The following is a 22,171-nucleotide window of genomic DNA, read 5'->3' as shown; positions in this document are numbered from 1 at the left end:
CCTGACAACACTTGCCGAATGTACCAGCCGAGTCAGATGAACCGCTGCCCCTCGAACGGGTTCCAGCTCTGCTGCCCTTTGGCCTGCTTCAGGTAATAGGCCCGGTTGGTCAGGAAGCTGTACAAAAACGCAAACCCCATGCTGATACCGTTATCCAGAGGACGCGGGATTTCGCTGCCCGTCGCGACCTCATAGACGCTCAGCAGCAGCCCGATGCCGATGATGATGGCCAGCATGACCAGGTTCTTCTTCCACAGCCCCAGCACGAACCAATAGATCGGGCCGAAGAAAAAGGCTATGAAATTGTTGTTGATCAGCAACTTCTTCCCGAATGGCAAGGCGCGGAATGCGGCTTTGTATGACTCGGAGGTGGGGGCACCGTACTGATCGAAGAAGGCGAAACGCTCCCGCCATTTTGGCTTGAGGTTATCCGGGGAAGATTGGGTCTGAGGGATGCCTTCCATTGGTGACTCCTGTGATTGTCGTCCGTGGGTTTCGAATAGCCGTGATCATGGCCGTTTCGGAGGGTAAATCAGCATACTTTTGAGGGCAAGCTTGACCCCTGGTGCAAAGCGAGAGCCAGCTCACAGAACGTTCAAGGCGGAAGTCGCCGAGCGTGTGCTCGATGCTTTGCCGCGACACGTCCGTGGGGCAAACCGAGATGCGCGACACCCTGCTATCAATGTCAGCTTTTCATGGAACCAACGTGGCAACCCGCGTCAACGCCTGGAGTCGCAGGACGCTACTGCGATAAGCCAATGCCATCCATGAACAAGGGGTTCAATGCGCGGGCTTGCCTGCAGGACAACCAGCACCGTGCGCCCATGAGATCAAGCGCTGAACTTTCGGGCCGCACAGCGGCCCCGTGCATGGGTTACCATACCGCCCTTGCGCAACACCCATCACCCAAGCCAAGCCCTCGCTTGCTCGACTCGACACCAACAGGTCATCCATGCGTCTGTTTCATACCTCCGACTGGCACCTGGGCCAAAGCCTGCACGGCCAGGAACGCGATTTCGAACACGCCTGCTTCCTCGACTGGCTGCTCGGCCAGCTACACCTGCGCCAGCCGGATGCGCTGCTGATTGCGGGCGACATCTTCGACACCGTCAACCCGCCCGTCAAAGCCCAGGAACGCCTCTACGACTTCATCGTCCAGGCCCACGAGCAGCAGCCCAAGCTGGACATCGTGATGATCGCCGGCAACCACGACTCCGGTTCGCGCATCGAGCTGCCCGCCGCGCTCATGCGCCGCCTGCGCACCCATGCCCTGGGCCGTGTGCACTGGCTGGACGAGGGCCAGCTGGATGCCGAGCGCCTGCTGATTCCGCTGACCAACGGCCGTGGCAAGGTGGCCGCCTGGTGCCTGGCCCTGCCGTTCCTGCGCCCGGCCGAAGTGACCGGCCCGCAGTTGGGTGACGACTACCTGCAAGGCATCACCCAGGTGCACCAGCAACTGATCGCCGCCGCGCAGAAGAAGCGCAAGAAAGACCAGGCGCTGATTGCCATCAGCCATGCTCACATGGCAGGTGGCGCGGTGTCGGAAGACTCCGAACGCAGCCTGATCATCGGCAACGCCGAGGCGCTGCCGGCCAAGCTGTTCGACAAGGCTATCAGCTACGTCGCCCTGGGCCATCTGCACAAGCCGCAGAAGGTCAACCGCGAAGAACGCATCCGCTACAGCGGCTCGCCAATCCCGCTGTCGTTCGCCGAAATCAACTACCCGCACCAGGTCCTGGAAGTGGAGTTGGACGGCAACGGCCTGGTCAGCGTCGAGCCACGCCCCGTACCACGCGCCGTGGCCCTGCAACGGGTGGGCCCGGCACCGCTGGGCGAGCTGTTGCAGCAACTGGCCGACCTGCCAGTGATCGACCTGCTTGAAGACCCCAACCGCCAGCCCTGGCTGGAGGTGCGGGTGATGCTCGACGAGCCGCAACCCGACCTGCGCCAGCAGATCGAAACCGCGCTTGAAGGCAAGGCGGTACGGTTGATCCGCATCAGCGCCGAATACGCTGGCCGCAACAACGCCGAAGACGATGGCCTGGCCTTTGTCGAGCTGGCCCAGATGACCCCGCAAGACCTGTTCAGTCGCGCCTGGGAGCAAGCCTACGGCAACCCCGCCGACGAGCAGACCCTGGCCGACTTCGCCCTGCTGTTGCAGGACGTGCTGCAGGAGGAGGAACAGCCATGAAAATTCTCGCCATCCGCCTGAAGAACCTGGCATCGCTGGCCGGTCCGATCGACATCGATTTCACCGCAGAACCGTTGGCCAGCGCTGGCCTGTTCGCCATCACCGGGCCTACCGGCGCCGGCAAGAGCACCCTGCTCGACGCCCTGTGCCTGGCGCTGTTTGGCACCGTGCCGCGCCTCAATGACATTGGCCGTGAGGCCAAGGTGCCAGACGCCGACGGCGAAATCCCCACTTCCGACCCGCGCAACCTGCTGCGCCGTGGCACCGGCAGCGGTTTTGCCGAGGTCGATTTCGTCGGCATCGACGGCCGCCGCTACCGCGCCCGCTGGGAAGCCAACCGTGCCCGCGACAAGGCCAACGGCAAACTGCAGCACAGCCGCCAGAGCTTCTACGACCTCGACAGCGAGCAGGTGCTCGGCAGTGGCAAGAACGAATACAAGCAACTGGTCGAAGCCCGCCTGGGCCTGAACTTCGAACAGTTCACCCGTGCGGTGATGCTGGCCCAGAGCGAGTTCGGCGCGTTCCTCAAGGCCGATGACAAAGACCGCAGCGAGCTGCTGGAAAAGCTCACCAACACTGCCATCTACACCCGCCTGGGCCAGCGTGCCTTCAGCAAGGCACGCGAAGCCGGCGAGGCACACAACGCCCTGAAAGAACGCGCCAGCCACCTGCTGCCGATGGCTGCCGAGGCCCGTGCCGAGCTCGACCAGCGCCTGGAGCAGGCGCAGCAGCAGTTAAAGACCGACCAGGCCGGCGAGCGTCAGCTGGAGCAGCAACGCAGTTGGCTGAATGAGCAACGCCAGCTACAGGCCCAACACACCGAAGCCAGCACCACGCTGCAGGCCGCCGAACTGGACTGGCAACAGCTGGCCGAACCACGCCTGGACCTGGTACGCCTGGAGCGCCTGGCCCCACAGCGTCACCAGTTCCACCGCCGACAGGCACTGAGCGCACAGCTGGCGCCAGTGGCGGCAAAAATTGCCGAGCAGCAACAGCAACAAGCCGAACTGCAGGTGCGTACCCGCGAGCTCGAACAGGCGCTGGACCATGCGCGCCAAGCGCTTGCCGAGCGCCAGGCCCAGCACGTCGAGAACGCGCCGCGCCTGCGCCAGGCTTTTGCCGCGCAGGACAGTCTGGCACGCCTGGACCAGGAACTGGCCGCCGAGCGCAACATCAGCCAGCAGGCGCAACAGCAGCTCGCTGACGGCCAGCAGCAACTGCAGCAGCTGGAAGACAACCAGCAGCGCAGCGTGCAGCAACTGGCGCAGATCGAAACCGCGCTTGCCGACAGCCAGCACCTGGCGGGCCTGGCCAATGCCTGGCACGCCTACCTGCCGCAACTGAAGCAGGTAATGCTGATCGGTGGCCGCCTGACCAAGGGCCGAGAAGAGTTACCCGGCCTGCAGGCCCAGGCCAGCCAGGCCAATGCGCACCTGCAGGCCGAGCGCGACGCCTACGACCTGTTGTTCCGTGAAGCCAAGGCCGAACCCCAGGCCCTTGCCGAGCAGATCGACCTGCTCGGCGGCATGCTGCAGGACAACCGCAAACAGCAGCGCGCCGTAGAGGAAATGTCACGCCTGCACGGCCGTGAACAGGAGCTGCGCCAGCAGCTGGACGCCCTGCGTGAACGGCAGCAGCAGACCATGCTGCAACGCCAGCAACTGATTACCGAAGGCACTGCCGCCAAGGCCGAGCTGGAGGCCGCCGAACAGGCGTTGGTCCTCACCCGTCAACTGCTGGAACGGCAACGCCTGGCACGCAACACCAGCGTCGAAGAACTGCGTGGACAATTGCGTGACGGCGAACCCTGCCCGGTCTGTGGCAGCGCCGAACACCCGTTCCATCAGCCAGAAGCGCTACTGCAGAGCCTGGGTCGCCATGACCAGGCCGAAGAGCACGCCGCGCAGAAACAGGTCGAAACCCTCAACAGCAAGCTGGTGGAACTGCGTACCCAACTGGGGGTGGTCAACGCCCAGCTCAAGGACTCCCAGCAGCAACAGCAGCAACTGGGTGAACAGTTGCAACCGCTGGTGGCTCAGGTGCAGGCACACAGCCTGTGGCCAGCCCTCGCCCCGCAGGACGACAAGGCCCGTAGCACCTGGCTCGACGGCCAGCTACGTCGCCTGGATGAAGAAATCAGCCAGGACGAGAAACGCCAGAGCGCCCTGCTGGCTCTGCAAAAAGACGCCGCCCGTCTGAACCAGCAATTGCAGGCGGCCTACGACGCCCAGCAACAGGCCCAGCGCCATCTGGAGCAACAGCACCAGGCCCTGGCCAACGATGAGCAGCAGTTGCAGCAAGGTCTTGACGACCTGGCCGGCGTCTTGCCCAAGGAAGCCCTCAAGGCCCTGAACGAAGACCCGGCCAATGCCTTCCTCGCCCTCGACCAGCAGATTGCCCAGCGCCTGCAGCAACTGGACCAGCGCAAGGACGAACTGGAAGAACAGCAAGCCCGCCAAACCCAGCTGGACAAGCTGCGTGATCAACAACAGACGCGCCTGCAAGGCCAGCAGCAGTTGCAACAGAAACTGGCCGCCCTCGACGAGCAACGCCAGCAAGCCCTGGCCTCACTCGGCGAACTGCTCGGCGAACATGCCAGCGCCGAAGCCTGGCAACAGCACATGGACACCGCGCTGGAACACGCCCGCGCCCTTGACGCCGACACCGCCCAGCGCCTGCAGGCGCTGCGCACCCAGGGTGTACAACTGGCCAGCGAACTCAAGGCCAATGCCCAGCAGCAACAGGCGCTGGAAAGCGAGTGCCAGCAATTGCAGGGCCAGATCGCGCAATGGCGCAGCGAGCATCCGGAGCTGGACGACGCCGGGCTGGATCGCCTGCTGGCCATGGATGACGCCCAGGTGAATGAGCTGCGTCAGCGTGTACAAGGTGCCGAGAAGGCCATCGAACAAGGCCGCGTGCTGCTGCAGGAACGTGAGCAGCGCCTGCAACAACACGCCGCACAAATGACCGTGGACACCTCGGCCGAAGCCCTGGAGCAGGCCCTGGCCGAACTGCGCGGGCGCCTGGCCAACCATGAGCAGCAGTGCGCCGAACTGCGCGCGCAACAGGCCGACGACCAGCGCCGGCAGCAGGCCCACCAGGCGCTGACGGCAGAAATCGAACAGGCCCACCAGCAGTGGCAACGCTGGGCCCGCCTCAATGCCCTGATCGGTTCGGCCTCGGGCGATGTGTTCCGCAAGATCGCCCAGGGCTACAACCTCGACCTGCTGCTGCACCACGCCAACGCCCAACTGCGTCAGCTGGCCCGCCGCTACCGCCTGAAGCGCGGCGGCAGTGCCCTTGGCCTGCTGGTGCTGGACACCGAGATGGGCGACGAACTGCGTTCGGTGCACTCGTTGTCGGGCGGGGAAACCTTCCTGGTGTCGCTGGCCCTGGCCTTGGGCCTGGCGTCGATGGCTTCCAGTACCCTGCGTATCGAATCGTTGTTCATTGACGAAGGCTTCGGCAGCCTCGACCCCGAGTCACTGCAGTTGGCAATGGACGCCCTCGACGGCTTGCAAGCCCAGGGCCGCAAAGTGGCGGTGATTTCCCACGTACAGGAAATGCACGAGCGCATTCCGGTACAGATCCAGGTACGGCGCCAGGGTAATGGCCTGAGTGACGTGGAGGTGTGCGGGTGATCCTCTACTCGTTCCGCCGCTGCCCGTGGGCCATGCGCGCGCGCCTGGCCCTGCGCTATGCCGGCTGCGAGGTGGAGATCTGCGAAGTGGCGATGAAGAACAAGCCGGCGGAGCTGCTGGCCTTGTCGCCCAAGGGCACGGTACCGGTGCTGGACACCGGTGCCGGGGTACTGGAAGAGAGCCTGGACATCATGCGCTGGGCGCTGACGCAAAACGACCCGCAGGACTGGCGGCTACAGGCCAACCCTGTGGCTGCACAGCAGGCTGAAACGCTGATTGCGCGCAATGACACCACGTTCAAGGCGCACGTGAACCTGTACAAGTATGCCGAACGTTACCCGGAGCATTCCCGCGAACATTACCGCCAGCAGGCCGAGGCCTGGCTGGCGGAGCTCGAAGGCTTGCTGGTGGGGCGGGCTTACCTGCTGGCCGACCACCCGAGCATGGCCGATGCCGCGTTGCTGCCCCTGATGCGCCAGTTTGCCGGGGTCGAACCGCAGTGGTTCGCCGAGGCGGCTTATCCGCGGGTGCGGAGCTGGCTGGAGGGGTGGCTGGCTTCGGAGCTGTTCAAAGCGATCATGGTTCGCTGAACAGGGTGGAAATTTGGCCAGCAGGGCCGGCCCTTTCGCGGGTGAACCCGCTCCTACGACGGCCTGTGTCCACCACCGATCTGCGTGTAGGCGCGGGTTTACCCGCGAATACGGTGGCGGCGGCAACGGTGAATGGCGGGTGGAAATTTGGCCAGCAGGGCCGGCCCTTTCGCGGGTGAACCCGCTCCTACGACGGCCTGTGTCCACCACCATCTGTGTGTAGGAGCGGGTTTACCCGCGAATACGGTGGCGGCGGCAACAGTGAATCGCGGGTGGAAATTTGGCCAGCAGGGCCGGCCCTTTCGCGGGTGAACCCGCTCCTACGACGGCCTGTGTCCACCACCGATCTGCGTGTAGGCGCGGGTTTACCCGCGAATACGGTGGCGGCGGCAACGGTGAATCGCGAGTGGAAATTTGGCCAGCAGGGCCGGCCCTTTCGCGGGTGAACCCGCTCCTACGACGGCCTGTGTCCACCACCGATCTGTGTGTAGGCGCGGCGGGTTTACCCGCAAATACGGTGGCGGCGGCAACGGTGAATCGCGGGTGAAAATTTGGCCAGCAGGGCCGGCCCTTTCGCGGGTGAACCCGCTCCTACGACGGCCTGTGTCCACCACCGATCTGTGTAGGAGCGGGTTTACCCGCGAATACGGTGGCGGCGGCAACGGTGAATAGCGGGTGGAAATTTGGCCAGCAGGGCCGGCCCTTTCGCGGGTGAACCCGCTCCTACGACGGCCTGTGTCCACCACCGATCTGCGTGTAGGCGCGGGTTTACCCGCGAATACGGTGGCGGCGGCAACAGTGAACGGCGCGTGACAATTGGCCAGCAGGGCCGGCCCTTTCGCGGGTGAACCCGCTCCTACGACGGCCTGTGTCCACCACCGATCTGCGTGTAGGCGCGGGTTTACCCGCGAATACGGTGGCGGCGGCAACGGTGAATCGCGGGTGGAAATTTGGCCAGCAGGGCCGGCCCTTTCGCGGGTAAACCCGCTCCTACGACAGCCTGTGTCCACCACCATCTGTGTGTAGGAGCGGGTTTACCCGCGAATACGGTGGCGGCGGCAACAGTGAACGGCGCGTGACAATTGGCCAGCAGGCCCGGCCCTTTCGCGGGTAAATCCACTTCTTGCACGGTGTGTCTGGCCAGTTCACCTATGAGCGAACCCTCCCAACCTCTTAATCGATGAACTTCAGGTCCGAAGGCGCGTCCTGCGCCATGGTCTGCACGGTCTCCCCCAACTTGCCAGTCAAGAGATCACGGCGCATGACCACGATCTGGTTGCTCTTCTGGTTGGCTACCAGCAGGAAATTGCCGCTAGGGTCCAGGGCAAATTCACGGGGGTGATCGCCTTCCACGGAACGGCGCTGCACGAACGTCAACTGGCCGTCATTCTTGCCAACCGCAAACACCAGGATTTCATTCGCCGTGCCACGGTTGCTCACGTACAGGAAGCGGCCGTCCGCCGACAGGTGCAGGCCTCCCGCTGCCTTGGCCGCTGCATCCTGCTGCTCGGTCAGCGGCAGGCGTTGACGCTCAAGCAAAGCAGCGTCCTCAACGTCGAACATCACCACTTCGCCACTCATCTCCAACGTCAGGTAAGCATGCTGGCCCTTGGCGTCGAACAGCAGGTGACGGGGCCCACTGCCTGGCGGCAAGGCCACCGAGGCCGGGATTGCCGGGCTCAACGGCTTGTCCACACTGGCGCCGTCGTAGCGGTAGATGAATACCTTGTCCGCGCCCAGGTCGCAGGCATAGACATGCTGGCCATCGGGCGACAGCACCAGTGCATGCACATGGGCACCGGCCTGGCGCTCGGGGTTGACGCCACTCGCCTTGTGCCGGGCCTGTTGCACCGCGGGCTCGAGTTTGCCGTCCCTGGCCACCGGGATGACCACCAGGCTGCCGCCGGGGTCAGGCTTGACCGCGTAGTTGGCCACGAACAGATAACGCTGGTCACGACTGAGGCTGGCGTGAGTCGGTTCGTCACCTTGGGTGACCATCTGATTGAGCGGCTTGATTTCGCCCTTGGTGCTGACGCTGAAACTACTGGCATGGCCACCCGGGGTTTCATTGACCACGAACAGCTGACGCTGGTCGGCCGACAGCACAAGCCAGGAAGGGTTGACGTTCTTGACCACTTGTTGCGGTGTGGGGTCGATGCGGCCGGCCTTGTCGTCGAACTGGTAGCGGTAGATACCCTGGCTGGCGCCATCGGTGTAGCTGCCCACCAGCAACGTCGAGGCGTGGGCGTGGATAGTCAGGCTCATCAGGCTAGCGGTCAGCAGGTTAGTCCAAGTGCGGTTCATCTTGCTCATCATCCGGGGCGCGAAAGGCACTCATACAGACTAGTCGATGCGCGCCGTTGGCATCGTCGAGTTGCCACTCGTCTCCGGTGGCGATGGCGGCAGCGATTTGCTCAGGCGTGAACGACCAGCGGCGCAATTGGCGGCCGTCCATGCATTCGACAGTGAGGCCGGCTTCATCGGCGGTGAAGTCGAAGGCGTGCAGGCCGTCGATCAGAAGCATATCGCAGGCCTGCAGGGCGGTAGCGAGGGGGGACATAGGGGTACCAATCTGAAATGGATTGGCAGTATAACCTTGGGGCCGCATTGCGGCCCCTTCAATCAATGGGCAAAGATCGACCCACCCTCCTTGCCCACCATCTTCTCAGGCTTGATCAGGAACCGCGCCAATGCCGGTAGCAGCCACAACGCACCAAACATGTTCCAAAGCAGCATGAAGGTCAGCATCAGACCCATGTCCGCCTGGAACTTGATCGCCGAGAAAATCCAGGTGCATACCCCAATGGCCAGGCACAGCCCGGTGAACAGCACCGCTTTGCCGGTCGAGCGCAGGGTCTGGTAATACGCCTCCTGCAACGGTAAACCGGCACGCAGGAAGCTTTCCAGGCGGCTGTAGATATAGATGCCATAGTCCACACCAATCCCCACACCCAGCGCCACCACCGGCAAGGTCGCCACTTTCACCCCGATGCCCATGTAGGCCATCAGCGCGTTGCCCAGCACCGAGGTCAGCACCAGGGGCAGCACGATGCACAGCGTGGCGGCGAACGAGCGGAAGGTGATCAGGCACATCACGGCCACGCAGATGTACACCAGGATCAGGATGGTCAGCTCGGCCGACTTGATCACCTCGTTGGTCGCGGCCTCGATGCCCGCGTTGCCCGCCGCCAGCAGGAACTGCAGGCCTTCCTTGTCATGGCTGTCGGCAAACGCCTTGGCCACGGCGGTGACGCGCTCCAGCGTTTCAGCCTTGTGATCATTGAGGAACACCAGCACGGGTGCCAATGAGCAGTCGCCGTTGTAAAGGCCATCGGCCCGGGCGATAGAGTTGTTGAGGATGTCCGGGTTGCGCGACAGGGTTTCCCATTTCAGGCTGCCCTCGTTCATGCCCTTGATCACCTGTTTGGAAACGGTGACCAGGGAAATCGCCGACTGCACGCCAGGGGTGTTTTCCATGGTCCACATCAGCTCGTCGATCGGCGCCATGGTCGAGTGGACCGAGCACTTCTCCGACGGCGTCTTGACCATGATCACCAGCACATCGGAACTGGTCGAGTAGTTGCTGATGATGAAGTTGTTGTCCTGGTTGTAGCGCGAGTCGGGGCGCAGCTCCGGTGCACCCTGGTCGAGGTCACCGATCTTCAGGTTCTGGCTGTACCACAGGCCGCCGGCGAAGGCGAGCAGTGCCAGCACCACCGACACCGGCGCCACCTTGGCACTGGCGAAGTTCGACAACAGGCGCCAGAACGGGTGCTCGCGGGTCGCGTCTTTCTTGCTGCGCTCGATGGCCTTCTTGCTGATGCCGACGTAGGAGATGGCCACCGGCAACATGATCAGGTTGGTGAACACGATCACCGCCACACCGATGGAGGCGCCGATGGCCAGTTCGCGAATCACCCCGATGTCGATAATGAGCAGGGTAATGAAGCCCACTGCGTCGGCAAGAATGGCGATCATTCCCGGCAGGAACAACTGACGGAATGTGCGCCGGGCAGCGGTTAGGGCATTGTCGGCATCACTCGACTGCAGCGCGATACCGTTGATCTTCTGCACCCCGTGGGAAATGCCGATGGCGAAGATCAGGAACGGCACCAGCATCGAGTACGGGTCCAGGCCAAAGCCCACCGCATGCATCAGCCCCAACTGCCAGACCACCGCCACCAGCGTGGTAATGAGCACGGCGACAGTGCTGCGGATGCACCAGGTAAACCAGTACAACAACACCAAGGTGATCGCCAGAGCGACGCCGAAGAACATCGCCACCATCACCAGGCCATCGATCAGGTCACCGACCTTCTTGGCAAAGCCGACGATGTGGATTTTTACATTGGGGTTCTGCGCCTGGAACTTGTCGCGTATCTTCTCTTCCAGCAGGTGAGAGAACTGCTGGTAGTCCAGCTTCACCTGTTTGCCAGGGTCCTGCGGGTCCGGGTAGCTCTCCAGCAGCGGCACGTCGACGATGCTGGACTTGAAGTTATTGCCTACCAGGCGCCCCACCTGGCCTGACTTGAGCACGTTGTCGCGCAAGCTATCGAGGCTGTCCTGCGAACCGTTGTAGGTGTTAGGGATTACTTCGCCACCGGAAAAGCCCTCCTCGGTGACCTCGCTCCAGCGCACGCTGGGGCTCCACAGTGACTTCAACCCGGCCCGGTCGACACCGGGAATGTAGAACACCTCGTCATGGATCTGACGCAAGGTCTCCATGTAGTCCTTGTCGAAGATGTCACCGTTCACCGCCTCCACCGAGATGCGCACGGTGTTGCCGAGGTTGGCCAGGTCGTTGCGGTGCTCCATCATCTGCTCGATGAACGGGTGCTGCAGCGGGATCATCTTCTCGAAGCTGGTGGACGGGCGAATCTGCGTGGCCTGCCAGAACAGGAAAATGCTGACCAGCACGCACAGGGCGATGACCACTGGGCGGTTATTGAAGATCAGGCGTTCGAGCAGCGTGGCTTGATCCTGATGATGCGGGTGCATGGCAATGCTCTCCCTGCTGGTCATGGACGCACCTCCCGGGCAGCCTGATCAGCCCCTTCGGCGCTGGTCAGGTGCACACCACCCTGCCCTACCAGCAGCAGGCCGCCGTTGGCCAGGCCACTGACGCCGGCCAGGGCGAGGCGGTCGGCACGGTTGTACACGCTGAAAGTCTGGCCGTCGTCCGTGCTGCGCAGCACGCTGCCACCATTGCCGACCAGCACCAGAGTGCCATCATCGACAAGCGTAGCGCCTGCCAGGCCGAACTCCAGCGTACCGCGCGCGGCCTTGAGTTCGATCGGCTGCCAGCTGTCACCGAAGTCGCTGGAGCGGAACAGGTTGCCGCGAAGGCCGTAGGCCAGCAGGGTCTGCGGCCTGGCGGTGCCGATCACGCCGAACAGCGAGCCCTCGTAGGGGCCCTGGACCTTGGCCCAGGTCTGGCCCTTGTCGGTGGAGCGGTACATGCCGCCCTGTTCACCCACGATGAACAGGCCGGCATCGCGCACTTGGGCGATACCGTTGAGGTGCAACTGGTCCGGGTTGTCCAGCCGCTCGGCCACGTCCTGCCAGTGCTGCCCGCCATCGGTGGTTTCCAGCAAGGCGCCATAGGCCCCCACGGCAAACCCGTGCTGGGCGTCGAGGAAGGTCACATCGAGCAAGGGCGCTTCACGGGCGAGGTCTTCGAACTGCTTGCTCCAGGTAGCGCCGCCGTCGCTGCTGGCAAGTATCTGCGCGTCATGGCCGACGGCCCAGCCATGCTTGTCATCGAGGAAAAACACGGCAGTGAGCAATTGCCGGGTGGGTACCCGGGCCTGGGTCCAGGTACTGCCCTGGTCGTCGGAGAACAGAATGTGGCCGCGATCACCGACCACCACCAGACGCTTGCCGGCATGGGTGGTGTCGATCAACAGGCTTTCACTGGCCTTGGCCGACTCGGTGGAGTATTCGTCGGCTGCCGCGGCCTGGGCGCTGTCGGCCCACACACCCAATGCCAGTGCCAGCATCGCGCTGGCTGCCCATGGCCAGGCACCACGCCTGGCTGGCGTACGTAACTGTTCCCTCATGACTGCCCCCTTGTTGTGTTCTTTTTGGTGGGTCAATGCCTTGCAGGCCTTGCGAATGCCTGATCTAGAGGCCTGCAATAGCTTGAGGGGATCGTAGCGGGGATGTTGGCGGGAGTACAACGGGCGGGGTGTTATGTTTTGTTGTCGGCCGGGGAAAGCCGGGGCCGCTGGGCGGCCCTTCGCGGGTGAACCCGCTCCTACAAAGGTTACGTCCCCCTGTAGGAGCGGGTTCACCCGCGAAGGGCTGCAAAGCAGCCCCAATTCACAAGAATTACGCCAGGCTCTTGCTCACCACTTCATACACATCACTGGACAGCTCGCCAGACGCCAGAATGCGCTCCAGCTCACCCTTCATCAGCGCCTGACGCGCATCGTCATACTTGCGCCAGCGGGTCAGCGGCGCCAGTTGCCGCGATGCAATCTGCGGATTCAGTGCATTCAGCTCGATCACCAGGTCCGCCAGGAAACGATACCCGGAGCCATCGGCAGCATGGAAGTTGACCAGGTTCTGCCCGGCAAAGGCACCGATCAGCGCACGCACCTTGTTCGGGTTCTTCAGGGTGAAGGCCGGGTGCTGCATCAATGCCTTGACCCGCGCCAGCCCGCCCGGCAGCGTGCTGGCAGCCTGCACGCTGAACCATTGATCCATGACCAACGGGTTGTCCTTGAAGTGCTCGGCAAACGCCTCCAGCGCTTTCGCGCGCTCGGCCTCGAACGGCGAGTTGACCAGTACCGCCAGCGCGGTAAGGCGCTCGGTCATGTTGTCGCAGTGCTCGAACTGCTCCAGGGTCGCCTCCAGCACCTGTTGCTTGCCACTCTGCATCAAGTACGACAGGGCGATGTTCTGCAGGCTGCGGCGGGCAAAGTGCTTGGCCTCGGCCGCATAGGCAGTGCTGCGCGACACCTCACGGTTGGCCTGGTAACGCGCCCACAGGGCGTCGAACAGGTGTTCGGCGATCTGCTGGCGTGCGAACTCGCGGGCGGCGTGGATGGCGTCGACGTCGGCCACCTGGCTGATCTCGGTAAGGTACGCCTCACCTGGCAGCGAGAGCATTTCGGCCACCATGGCCGGGTCCAGCGATGCATTGCCCAGCACAGTCCCCAGGGCAGTAATCAGGCGCTGGTCGAGCTTCAGGGCTTCGCCGCGTTGATGCTGGCCGATCAGTTCCTGCAGTACCTGCACCGACAGCTGCTGGCCCGCTTCCCAGCGGTTGAAGCCATCGCTGTCGTGCTGCATCAGGAACATCAGCTGGTCGCGGTCATACGGGAAGCTCAGCTTCACCGGGGCGCTGAAGCCACGCAGCAGCGACGGCAGCGGCTTGGCCTGGATACCCTGGAAGGTGAAGGTTTGCTCGGCCTCGGTCACCGACAGCACGCGGCTGGTCCCTTGCCCAGCCGCTTCACCGACCAGTTGCAGCGGCAGGTCGTTGCCGGCGGCATCCAGCAGGCCCAGCTCCACCGGGATCACGAACGGCAGTTTCTCGGTCTTGTCCGGGGTCTGCGGGCAGCTCTGGCGGAACGTCAGGCTGTAGGTCTGCGCGGCGTCGTCATACGCCTCGCTGACCTCCAGGCGCGGAGTGCCAGCCTGGCTGTACCAGCGCTTGAACTGGGTGAAATCGACGCCGTTGGCGTCCTCCATGGCCTTGATGAAGTCGTCGGTGGTTACCGCCTGGCCGTCATGACGTTCAAAGTACAGGTCGCTGCCTTTGCGGAAGCCTTCGCTACCCAGCAGGGTACGGACCATGCGCACCACTTCGGCGCCCTTCTCGTACACGGTCAGGGTGTAGAAGTTGGAGATTTCGATGAAGCTTTCCGGGCGCACCGGGTGGGCCATGGGGCCGGCGTCTTCGGCGAACTGGTGGGTGCGCAGGTAGGCGACGTCTTCGATGCGCTTGACCGTGCGCGAGTTCATGTCGGCACTGAACTCGGCATCGCGGAATACTGTGAAGCCTTCCTTCAGCGACAACTGGAACCAGTCACGGCAGGTAACGCGGTTGCCCGACCAGTTGTGGAAGTACTCGTGGGCGACCACGCCTTCGACGCGCTGGTGCGCAGCATCGGTGGCGGTTTCGGCACGGGCCAGCACACAGCTGGAGTTGAAGATGTTCAGGCCCTTGTTTTCCATGGCGCCCATGTTGAAGTCATTGACCGCAACAATCATGAAGATGTCCAGGTCGTACTCGCGGCCATAGACTTCTTCGTCCCAGCGCATGGACTTTTTCAGGCTGACCATGGCGTGGTCGCACTTGTCGATGTTCTCGGGCTCGACGTAGATGCGCAGGGTCACATCACGGCCGGACTGACGGGTGAAGCTGTCTTCAACGCACCACAGGTCACCGGCCACCAGAGCGAACAAGTAGGCCGGCTTCATGAACGGGTCTTCCCAGGTCGCCCAGTGGCGGCCATCTTCGGTCGGCCCGCTGCCGATCGGGTTGCCGTTCGACAACAATACCGGGTAGCGATGCTGCTCGGCGATGACCGTGGTGGTGAAGGTGCTCATCACGTCCGGGCGGTCGAGGTAGTAGGTGATCTTGCGGAAGCCCTCGGCCTCGCACTGGGTGCAGAACATCTTGCCCGACTTGTACAGGCCTTCCAGGGCGGTGTTGCTTTCCGGGTGGATCTTCACGCTGGTGTCGAGGGTGAAGCGCTCGGCCTTGGGCTGTACGGTCAGGCTGTCGGCGTCGAGCTGGTAGTCGCCTGGCTGCAGTTCCTGGTCATCCAGCGAGGCGCGCAGCAGTTCCAGCTGCTGGCCATCGAGTTCCAGTGGCGGCAGGCCGGCACCGCGTGCCGGGTTGCGGCGCATGACCAGTTGCGCGTGAACCAGCGTGTGGTCCTCGAACAGCTCGAAGGTCAGGTGCGTCTCGTCGATCAGGTACTCCGGCGCCTGGTAGTCCTTGAGGTAGATCACTTGCGGTTGTTCGGTACGCATGTGCAGGTCCTTTTTACTGGAGCACGGCCAACTGGTAGGCCGTGTACTTGCGAATATTGATCACACCGGTGTCGAAGATCAGGTACTGGCCCTTGATGCCCAGCAGCGTGCCCTCGGCCACCGGGTCCTTGTCGAGGTTGAAGCTGACAATCTTCTTGGGGTACGCCTCGACCGGGTAGTTCATCTGCACCACTTCGGCGTCCGGCAGCGGCTGGATCGCCTGCAGGCCGAAGCGCCCCTGCATCTCGCGCAGGCCGTCGGCGCAGGCTTCGAAGACCTGCTCCCGGATGGCCGGCAGGTCGAGCACCTCGGCATCGCCCTTGAGCAGCGCGCGCCAGTTGGTACGGTCCGGCACCTGGCTGCGCAGCACGTCTTCGACCAGGCCCGATTGCTGCCGGGTGGCCACGCGCATGATCGGCAACGCCTGACTGGCACCCTGGTCGAGCCAGCGGGTGGGCAGCTGGGTGGCACGGGTAATGCCGACCTTGATCCCCGACGAATTGGCCAGGTACACGATGTGGTCGGTCATGCAGAACTGTTCCCCCCACGACGGCTCCCGGCAGGTGCCGGCGTCGTAGTGGCATTTTTCCGGGGCCATGATGCACACATCGCACTGGGCCAGCTTGGTCATGCACGGGTAGCAGTAACCCTGGCTGAAGCTGGTCTTGGTGCGCTTGCCGCAATGGCTGCAATGAATGGCGCCGAGGTATTCCAGGCGCAGGCGCTGGCCGATCATGGGGTTGACCGGCACCTGCGTGTCATCCAGGCGGAAGCTGTACTGCACCACCGGTGCCTGCAGGCTGACGGCCATTTTGCTCAACGAGCCACGAGCGAGTTCGATCAATGTACCGAGTCCGACTTGAACAGAATGTTGGCGATGGGCGCGGACTTCGACGCGCATTCCTGTGGGCCCATGTAGCCGGTGCGCTGGTCTTCGGGCAGGTTCTTCATCTCCCAGGCGATGACCGCCTGCAGCGACAGTTCTTTCTGCTCGGCCGTGAGCTTGCGGCCGTCGGACCATTTGCCGATTTCCACCGCCAGTTTCAGGCTCTGGTAGATTTCCGGGGTGATGTTTTCAATCATTTGCGCGAAAGTGGACATAGTGTCTCCTGATTCAAGCCGACAGTTTACGCCGGGCCAGCGCCCCACCCAAGAGCCCGGTCAGGCATCCGATGAGCAGCCCGCCGACGTGGGCGGCATTGGCGATCTGGCCAAGGCCGAGGGTGCCGACCACGCCGGTCAGGCACACCACCAGCCAGATCAGCATCATCACCAGCACGCCCTTGGGCAGGTTGAAGTAACGGTCGGGCGCCAGCCACTGGTACAGCCAGATGTGCCCGAGCAGGCCGTACAGCACGCCGGACAGGCCGCCAAACAGGCTCGGCCCGCTGGTGTAGTGCTGGACCAGGTTGGACACCAGGCTGAACAGCAGGGTCAGGCCCAGCAACGCCCACGGGCCCTGGCGCAGTTCGATGCGTTTGCCCAGCTCCCAGTACCACAGGCTGTTCATGGCCAGGTGCAGCACACCGAAATGCAGCAGCATGGGCGACACCAGTCGCCACCACTGGCCTTGGTCGAGGGTTTGCGCCAGCGAGGTGAAGTACAGGTAGTCGCCCTGGACACGGAAGTCGAGGAAGGTGAACCAGCTGATGGTGGTGAAGTTGTCACCAAGCCCCGTAAGGCCGGCGACGATGAAGCACAGCAGCAGGGTGAGGGTGGTGATTTTGCAGGCCTTGGCCTGGGCTGCCAGGGAAGGCTGTGCGGGGGCATTCGCGGGTGAACCCGCCCCTACAGGGTCGGCGCTGGCCGGCAGGTCGGCGTTGCCGTCCGGGTAGCGCTGGTAGAGCTGCAGCACATCTTCGGCCAGAGTGTCGGGAGCCCAGAGGACCTGGGCATCGCCCTCCTCGCTGACCCGGTGCGGCACCTGCAGGCGTTGCAACAGGTGGACGAAGCCGCTGAGGTCGACCGACAGCGGCAGGCGCATCACTTCGATAATGTTCATTGGTTGGCCTGTGGGCGGTCGACGTCGACCCAAACGAACTTGTGTGGGTCGATACGGGTTTCATCATCCAGCCGGTAAGCGACCAGCTTGCCGTAGAGCACGGCGCTGTAGTCCAGGCAGGCCAGGTTGGCGCGGATCGGTGCCGGGCGACCGCTGCGCCAGTAATGCCCGACGAACAGCATCGGCTGGTCTTCGTCATAACGCAGCAAGGCGTTCTTCTGGCTGTGGCTGAGCGGGGTGCTGGCCACGTCTTCGGGCAAGGCATCGGGCTGGAACACGATGTCACCGTAGGTTTTCGGGTCTTCTTCCCAGAACTTGGTGCGGAAGAACGCGCGGGTCAGGCCGTCGCCGCCGGTCAGCGTCAGCCCGTCCGGCAGGCGCATGTCGGTACCGCGCAACAGGCGGTTGCACACCGTGTCGGCAAAACTGCCACTCACGGCCGAGGCCTGGATGAAATGTTCATCGATGCGTCCGTTGGGGTATTGCTGGCGCAGCGGCTCGATCAGCCGCGGGTCCCAGCAGGCGTGCACCAGACGGAAGCGGCCAGCGTCGACGAACAGCGGCAACTGGTAGAACCAGTTGACGAAATCGTGCCAGTCGCCAGGGTGCTGGGCAAACTGGGTCAGGGTTTCGTCAATCAGCCGGGCATGCCGCGGCGTGTGTTCGCGTACATAGGCCTTGCCGCTGCCAGGCAGTGCCGGGGTGACCCAGCCCAGGGCGTTGTATTCGTGGTTGCCCATGATGCAGAACGCCTGGCCGGCTTCGACCATGTCGTGGACGATGTGCAACGCCTCACGAATGCGTGGCCCGCGGTCGACGATATCGCCAAGGAACAACGCCTGACGTCGCGGGTGGCGCCACACGCCGGCCACGCGCTTGTATCCGAGGGCGTCGAGCAGGCGTTCAAGGGTCAGCGCACAGCCGTGCACGTCGCCGATGATGTCAAAACTTCGCGCCGGATCGAGCATCAGTCGTCACTGCTCCCCAGGCGGCTGCCCCAACCCAGCTTGGTGCGGCAGACCTCGTAGTAATTGTGGTCCAGCGGGTGGATCAGACGCAGTTTCTGCGGCTTCTTGCTGACCGTGATGGTGTCGCCGGGGGCACAGGTAAAATGGTTCTGGCCGTCACAGGACACCTGCGGGTAGATCTGCAGGTCCTTGGACACCACGATCTTCAGCTCGCTGTTGCCGTCGACCACGATCGGCCGGCCCGACAAGGTGTGCGGGTACATCGGCACGATGACGATGGCATCGAGCTTGGGGTGCATGATCGGGCCACCGGCCGACAGCGCATAGGCGGTGGAGCCGGTGGGGGTGGCGACGATCAGGCCGTCGGCTTTCTGGCTGCAGACGAACTGGCCGTCGATGTAGATCTCGAACTCGATCATGCGCGTGGACTTGCCCGGGTGCAGCACCACGTCGTTCAGCGCATCGCCCTGGCCGATGGCCTCGTGGTGGCGGCGCACCTCGGCCTGCAGCAGGAAACGGTTTTCCACCAGGTAGTGGCCGTCGAGCACTTCGGCGACCTTCTGCTCCAGCTCGTCGGGGCGGATGTCGGTGAGAAAACCCAGGTTGCCACGGTTGATACCCAGCACCGGAATGTTGTGCCGGGCCAGCGCGCGGGCTGCGCCCAGCAGGCTGCCGTCGCCGCCGACCACGATGACCAGGTCGCAGACCTCGCCCAGCAGCTTGCGGGTGGACGTTTGCAAGCCATGGCCGGGCAGCACTTCGGCAATGGTGTCCTCGAGGATCACGTGCAGGTGGCGATCGAGGAGGAATTTTTTAAGTCGGCGAATGGTGTCGAGCACCTGCGAGCTGCCAAGGCGACCGATGATACCGATATTGCGAAATTGCTCCATGGGGCTCCTGCAAGGCTTTGCGGCGGGTGACGATGCGCCGATTATGGGCGAAACCACCGGGCAGCGGCAAACCGGCTATGCTCGCAGGATGACGCCATTCGCCCAGCTCCACGACCTGCCCCGACAATTGCAGCGCGCCACCGTGCGTGACCTGGCATGGACCCTGTTGTCACCGCCCCTGCTCAGCGACCCGCCCTGCCCCCAGCGACACCCGCTGGCGGGCAGCCTGTGGGCGCAGCAGCCGCAACGCCTTGAACAATGGTTGCGGGCCCTGGATGCCGATGACCGACCGTTGCGCGCGTGGCTGGCGCAATTGGGCAGCCGGCGCCTGGGGCATTACTACGAACGCCTGTGGCAGTTTGCCTTGGGCCAGGCGCCAGGCATCGAGCTGCTGGCCGCCAACCTGGCGATTCGCGACGGCGGGCGCACCCTGGGCGAGCTCGACGTGGTGCTGCGCGACCACGACGGCGTGCATCACCTGGAACTGGCGATCAAGCTGTACCTGGGCCCGGAAGACGCCGGGCACGACCCGCATGCCTGGCTGGGGCCTGGTTGCCATGATCGGCTGGGGACCAAGCTTGCACACCTGGCAGGGCACCAGTTGCCCATGTCCAAGGGCGCGCACAGCCGCGAGATGCTGGCCAAGCTGGGGATTGAGCAGGTACAGGCACATGTGTGGCTGGGCGGCTATCTTTTCTACCCGTGGCCGGGCCATGCCAAGCCACCCACCGGCGCCAACCCGCAGCATTTGCACGGGCGCTGGGTGCGACGGCAGGACTGGGTGCTGGCTGAAGGTGAACGGTGGCAGCCGCTGCAACGGCATGCCTGGCTGGCACCTGCGCGGTTCGAGGCAGGCGAATGCTGGCTGGCGGAGCAGTTTGCAGCCTGGTTGCATATGCTGGAGCAGCAGGCACCGGCGCAGTTGCTGGTGCGACTGGAGCAGGAGTCCGATGGCGCCTGGCAGGAGGTGGAGCGGGTGTTTCTTGTGGCTGATGACTGGCCGTATCTGCCCGGTAACTGATGTCACCTGTTCCGGCCCCTTCGCGGGCACGCCCGCTCCCACAGGTACTGCACGGCTTCAAAGACTGTGCAGTACCTGTGGGAGCGGGCGTGCCCGCGAAGGGGCCGGTGGCTGGCAACACAATTTTCACAGACCCAGCGCAAAGATTCGTTTCTGGTAACCATTACAATGGCACCTGAGCGCCAGCAAGAGCGCCTTTCCGACCTGATGACGAGGACCGATCATGGTTTCATCCAACCCCGCGACCCATTACGCGCGCCTGTCCATCGCCCTGCATTGGCTGATGCTGGTGTTGCTGGCTGCTGTCTATGCCCTTATCGAACTGCGTGGCCTGTTCCCCAAGGACAGCGCCGAACGCAACCTGATGAAGGACCTGCACTTCATGCTGGGGCTGAGCGTGTTCGTGCTGGTCTGGCTGCGTCTGGCCATGCGCCTTAGCCGTCCGACTCCGCCCATCGTGCCAAAACCACCAGCCTGGCAGACCGGCCTGGCGCACCTGATGCACCTGGCGCTTTACCTGCTGATGATCGGTCTGCCGCTGGCCGGTTGGTTGATCCTCAGCGCCGCCGACAAACCGGTGCCGTTCTTCGGCCTGGAGCTGCCACATCTGATCGGCCCGAACCCGGACCAGGCCAAGTTCATCAAAGGGTGGCATGAGCGTATTGGCAGCTGGGGCTACTGGCTGATCGGCCTGCATGCACTGGCCGGGCTTTACCACCACTATGTGCAGCGCGACAACACGCTGTTGCGCATACTGCCCTACAAGTAACCGCGTCGGCCCTGCAGGCCACCCGTGTGCACGAAGATCAGGTTGCTGCCGGGCTTGAACAGCCCGGCAGCAACCTGATCACGCAAGGCCAGCAGAGCCTTGCCGGTATAGAGGGCTTCGAGCGGCACGCCAGTGCGCCGCTCGCAGTCGGCGATGAAGGTCAGTAGCTCATCGTCGAATTTTCCGAAACCGCCACGGCAGGCGTCGTGTAGCTGGTAGCCGTGCGTGCCGGCCAGTGCTGCCACCGTCTCTGGCACCCCATGATCCCTGGGCACTGCCAGCGCACCATGTACGGCATGTGCACCCACCTCGGCCAGTACAAGGCCGGCCAAGGTAGTCCCCGTTCCGGCAGCCAGCCACCAGGCGTCATGGTCTGACCAGCCCAATCCCGCGATCTGCGCGCGCGCCTGCTGCATGATCAGTGCGCAGCCCTGCGCACCGGCCAGCCCGCCGCCCCCTTCAGGGATGCAGTGCCAGCCTGGATAGCGCGCTTGCCAAGGTTCCCAGAAGCCGGGTTCGTTGCGTGCACGGTAGCCGCCGTAGCCTAGCCAATGCAGTTCCATGCCCAGCGCCTGCAGGTCACGCACGGTTGGCGTGTCCTGGGCATGGCCGCGTAACAGGCCGACGGTGGCGAAGCCGAAACGCTTGCCGGCAGCGGCCAAGGCGTGCAGGTGATTGGAATGGTTGCCGCCGAGGCTGATCAGGCCCGGGGCATTGCTGGCGCCAGCCTGTTGCAGGTGGTGGCGTAGTTTGAACCACTTGTTGCCGCTGATCAGTGGGTCGATCAGGTCCAGGCGCAGAATGGCGGCCTGGACCTGGGCTTGATTCAGCCAGGGCAAGTCCAGAAATTGCAGCGGGGCTTGGGGGAGGTCGAATACATGCATGGATCGCAGTTTACAGGGTAATCCCGCAAGCGCTTGTAATCGATGAACTCGCCCCGCCAGGGCATTACAGTGCCAGGGTGGACGCGCATCAGTGGTTCGACACAGGCATCGACGGCCCGGTACAGACCGTCGTAGGAGCGGGTTCACCCGCGAAAGGGCCGGGCCTGCTGGCCAATCTCCACTCGCCGTTCACCGTTGCCACCGCCATCGAATTCGCGGGCATGCCC

Annotated in this window: 17 protein-coding genes; 5 read left to right on the top strand and 12 right to left on the bottom strand. The window is 63.7% G+C overall.

Translation table 11 applies throughout. From position 1 onward, the window contains the following. Positions 1-32 precede the first annotated feature (32 nt). Positions 33-464 carry a DUF2628 domain-containing protein gene (locus tag J3A98_RS05190; RefSeq protein ID WP_003247236.1) on the bottom strand — a complete coding sequence of 144 codons (432 nt, stop codon included), beginning with the start codon at positions 462-464 and terminating at the stop codon, positions 33-35. Positions 465-952: 488 nt separating this feature from the next. On the opposite strand from J3A98_RS05190, the gene J3A98_RS05185 reads away from it, so the two are divergent. From J3A98_RS05185 to J3A98_RS05175, 3 genes are read left to right on the top strand one after another with little or no spacing between them, the layout of a single operon-like run. Further along, on the top strand, positions 953-2,191 hold the full coding sequence (locus tag J3A98_RS05185; protein WP_176684480.1) for an exonuclease SbcCD subunit D C-terminal domain-containing protein: 1,239 nt from the start codon (positions 953-955) through the stop codon (positions 2,189-2,191). Then, on the top strand, positions 2,188-5,832 hold the full coding sequence (locus tag J3A98_RS05180) for an AAA family ATPase (protein ID WP_209964517.1): 3,645 nt from the start codon (positions 2,188-2,190) through the stop codon (positions 5,830-5,832). Before J3A98_RS05185 ends, J3A98_RS05180 begins: the two co-directional genes overlap by 4 nt. Further along, the gene (locus J3A98_RS05175) at positions 5,829-6,422 is read left to right on the top strand and encodes a glutathione S-transferase (RefSeq protein WP_209964514.1); all 594 of its coding nucleotides are present in this window, start codon (positions 5,829-5,831) and stop codon (positions 6,420-6,422) included. The genes J3A98_RS05180 and J3A98_RS05175 overlap by 4 nt, the downstream gene beginning before the upstream one ends. 1,173 nt (positions 6,423-7,595) lie before the next feature. On the opposite strand, the gene J3A98_RS05170 is transcribed toward J3A98_RS05175, so the two are convergent. From J3A98_RS05170 to J3A98_RS05125, 10 genes are all read right to left on the bottom strand, one after another. Continuing rightward, entirely contained in the window at positions 7,596-8,726 is a 1,131-nt protein-coding gene (locus J3A98_RS05170; RefSeq protein WP_245354939.1) for a lactonase family protein, read from the bottom strand. Further along, entirely contained in the window at positions 8,707-8,982 is a 276-nt protein-coding gene (locus J3A98_RS05165; protein WP_176684484.1) for a DUF5629 family protein, read from the bottom strand. Before J3A98_RS05165 ends, J3A98_RS05170 begins: the two co-directional genes overlap by 20 nt. A 62-nt stretch (positions 8,983-9,044) precedes the next feature. Next, positions 9,045-11,444: an RND family transporter gene (locus J3A98_RS05160; protein ID WP_176684485.1), complete on the bottom strand. Its 2,400-nt coding sequence runs from the start codon at positions 11,442-11,444 to the stop codon at positions 9,045-9,047. Further along, positions 11,441-12,481: a YCF48-related protein gene (locus J3A98_RS05155; protein WP_209964508.1), complete on the bottom strand. Its 1,041-nt coding sequence runs from the start codon at positions 12,479-12,481 to the stop codon at positions 11,441-11,443. The genes J3A98_RS05160 and J3A98_RS05155 overlap by 4 nt, the downstream gene beginning before the upstream one ends. Before the next feature lie 271 nt (positions 12,482-12,752). Next, entirely contained in the window at positions 12,753-15,410 is a 2,658-nt protein-coding gene (gene pepN, locus J3A98_RS05150) for an aminopeptidase N (protein WP_209964504.1), read from the bottom strand. Between the two features lie 13 nt (positions 15,411-15,423). Continuing rightward, positions 15,424-16,254: a DUF2797 domain-containing protein gene (locus tag J3A98_RS05145; RefSeq protein ID WP_209964501.1), complete on the bottom strand. Its 831-nt coding sequence runs from the start codon at positions 16,252-16,254 to the stop codon at positions 15,424-15,426. Next, on the bottom strand, positions 16,251-16,511 hold the full coding sequence (locus J3A98_RS05140; protein WP_003247224.1) for a DUF1315 family protein: 261 nt from the start codon (positions 16,509-16,511) through the stop codon (positions 16,251-16,253). Before J3A98_RS05140 ends, J3A98_RS05145 begins: the two co-directional genes overlap by 4 nt. Before the next feature lie 13 nt (positions 16,512-16,524). Beyond that, a complete protein-coding gene (locus tag J3A98_RS05135; protein ID WP_209964498.1) occupies positions 16,525-17,412 on the bottom strand; it encodes a rhomboid family intramembrane serine protease in 888 nt (295 codons plus the stop codon). Next, a complete protein-coding gene (locus J3A98_RS05130; RefSeq protein ID WP_209964497.1) occupies positions 17,409-18,380 on the bottom strand; it encodes a metallophosphoesterase in 972 nt (323 codons plus the stop codon). The genes J3A98_RS05135 and J3A98_RS05130 overlap by 4 nt, the downstream gene beginning before the upstream one ends. Continuing rightward, on the bottom strand, positions 18,380-19,270 hold the full coding sequence (locus J3A98_RS05125) for an NAD(+) kinase (protein ID WP_003247220.1): 891 nt from the start codon (positions 19,268-19,270) through the stop codon (positions 18,380-18,382). Before J3A98_RS05125 ends, J3A98_RS05130 begins: the two co-directional genes overlap by 1 nt. On the opposite strand from J3A98_RS05125, the gene J3A98_RS05120 reads away from it, so the two are divergent. After that, positions 19,269-20,291, top strand: a complete 1,023-nt coding sequence (locus tag J3A98_RS05120) for a DUF1853 family protein (protein WP_245354940.1) — start codon at positions 19,269-19,271, stop codon at positions 20,289-20,291. The two genes, J3A98_RS05125 and J3A98_RS05120, sit on opposite strands and share 2 nt — an antisense overlap. A gap of 223 nt (positions 20,292-20,514) precedes the next feature. After that, positions 20,515-21,060 (top strand): cytochrome b, encoded by a 546-nt coding sequence (locus tag J3A98_RS05115; protein ID WP_209964494.1) that lies wholly within the window; start codon positions 20,515-20,517, stop codon positions 21,058-21,060. Here J3A98_RS05115 and J3A98_RS05110 read toward each other — a convergent pair. Continuing rightward, positions 21,051-21,944 (bottom strand): pyridoxal-phosphate dependent enzyme, encoded by an 894-nt coding sequence (locus tag J3A98_RS05110; protein WP_209964490.1) that lies wholly within the window; start codon positions 21,942-21,944, stop codon positions 21,051-21,053. The genes J3A98_RS05115 and J3A98_RS05110 overlap by 10 nt on opposite strands. Positions 21,945-22,171 lie beyond the last annotated feature (227 nt).

It is taken from the genome of Pseudomonas sp. BP6 (genome assembly GCF_017875935.1).
In the GTDB taxonomy this organism is placed as follows: domain Bacteria; phylum Pseudomonadota; class Gammaproteobacteria; order Pseudomonadales; family Pseudomonadaceae; genus Aquipseudomonas; species Aquipseudomonas putida_Y.
This window is presented reverse-complemented; position numbering and strand designations above follow the sequence as displayed.

Bases quoted from the DNA above. Each gene is read 5' to 3' on its own strand.
- J3A98_RS05190 (WP_003247236.1), bottom strand. From the start codon at position 464: ATGGAAGGCATCCCTCAGACCCAATCTTCCCCGGATAACCTCAAGCCA.
- J3A98_RS05185 (WP_176684480.1), top strand. From the start codon at position 953: ATGCGTCTGTTTCATACCTCCGACTGGCACCTGGGCCAAAGCCTGCAC.
- J3A98_RS05180 (WP_209964517.1), top strand. From the start codon at position 2,188: ATGAAAATTCTCGCCATCCGCCTGAAGAACCTGGCATCGCTGGCCGGT.
- J3A98_RS05170 (WP_245354939.1), bottom strand. From the start codon at position 8,726: ATGAACCGCACTTGGACTAACCTGCTGACCGCTAGCCTGATGAGCCTG.
- J3A98_RS05165 (WP_176684484.1), bottom strand. From the start codon at position 8,982: ATGTCCCCCCTCGCTACCGCCCTGCAGGCCTGCGATATGCTTCTGATC.
- J3A98_RS05160 (WP_176684485.1), bottom strand. From the start codon at position 11,444: ATGACCAGCAGGGAGAGCATTGCCATGCACCCGCATCATCAGGATCAA.
- J3A98_RS05155 (WP_209964508.1), bottom strand. From the start codon at position 12,481: ATGAGGGAACAGTTACGTACGCCAGCCAGGCGTGGTGCCTGGCCATGG.
- pepN (WP_209964504.1), bottom strand. From the start codon at position 15,410: ATGCGTACCGAACAACCGCAAGTGATCTACCTCAAGGACTACCAGGCG.
- J3A98_RS05140 (WP_003247224.1), bottom strand. From the start codon at position 16,511: ATGTCCACTTTCGCGCAAATGATTGAAAACATCACCCCGGAAATCTAC.
- J3A98_RS05135 (WP_209964498.1), bottom strand. From the start codon at position 17,412: ATGAACATTATCGAAGTGATGCGCCTGCCGCTGTCGGTCGACCTCAGC.
- J3A98_RS05130 (WP_209964497.1), bottom strand. From the start codon at position 18,380: ATGCTCGATCCGGCGCGAAGTTTTGACATCATCGGCGACGTGCACGGC.
- J3A98_RS05120 (WP_245354940.1), top strand. From the start codon at position 19,269: ATGGGGCTCCTGCAAGGCTTTGCGGCGGGTGACGATGCGCCGATTATG.
- J3A98_RS05125 (WP_003247220.1), bottom strand. From the start codon at position 19,270: ATGGAGCAATTTCGCAATATCGGTATCATCGGTCGCCTTGGCAGCTCG.
- J3A98_RS05115 (WP_209964494.1), top strand. From the start codon at position 20,515: ATGGTTTCATCCAACCCCGCGACCCATTACGCGCGCCTGTCCATCGCC.
- J3A98_RS05110 (WP_209964490.1), bottom strand. From the start codon at position 21,944: ATGCATGTATTCGACCTCCCCCAAGCCCCGCTGCAATTTCTGGACTTG.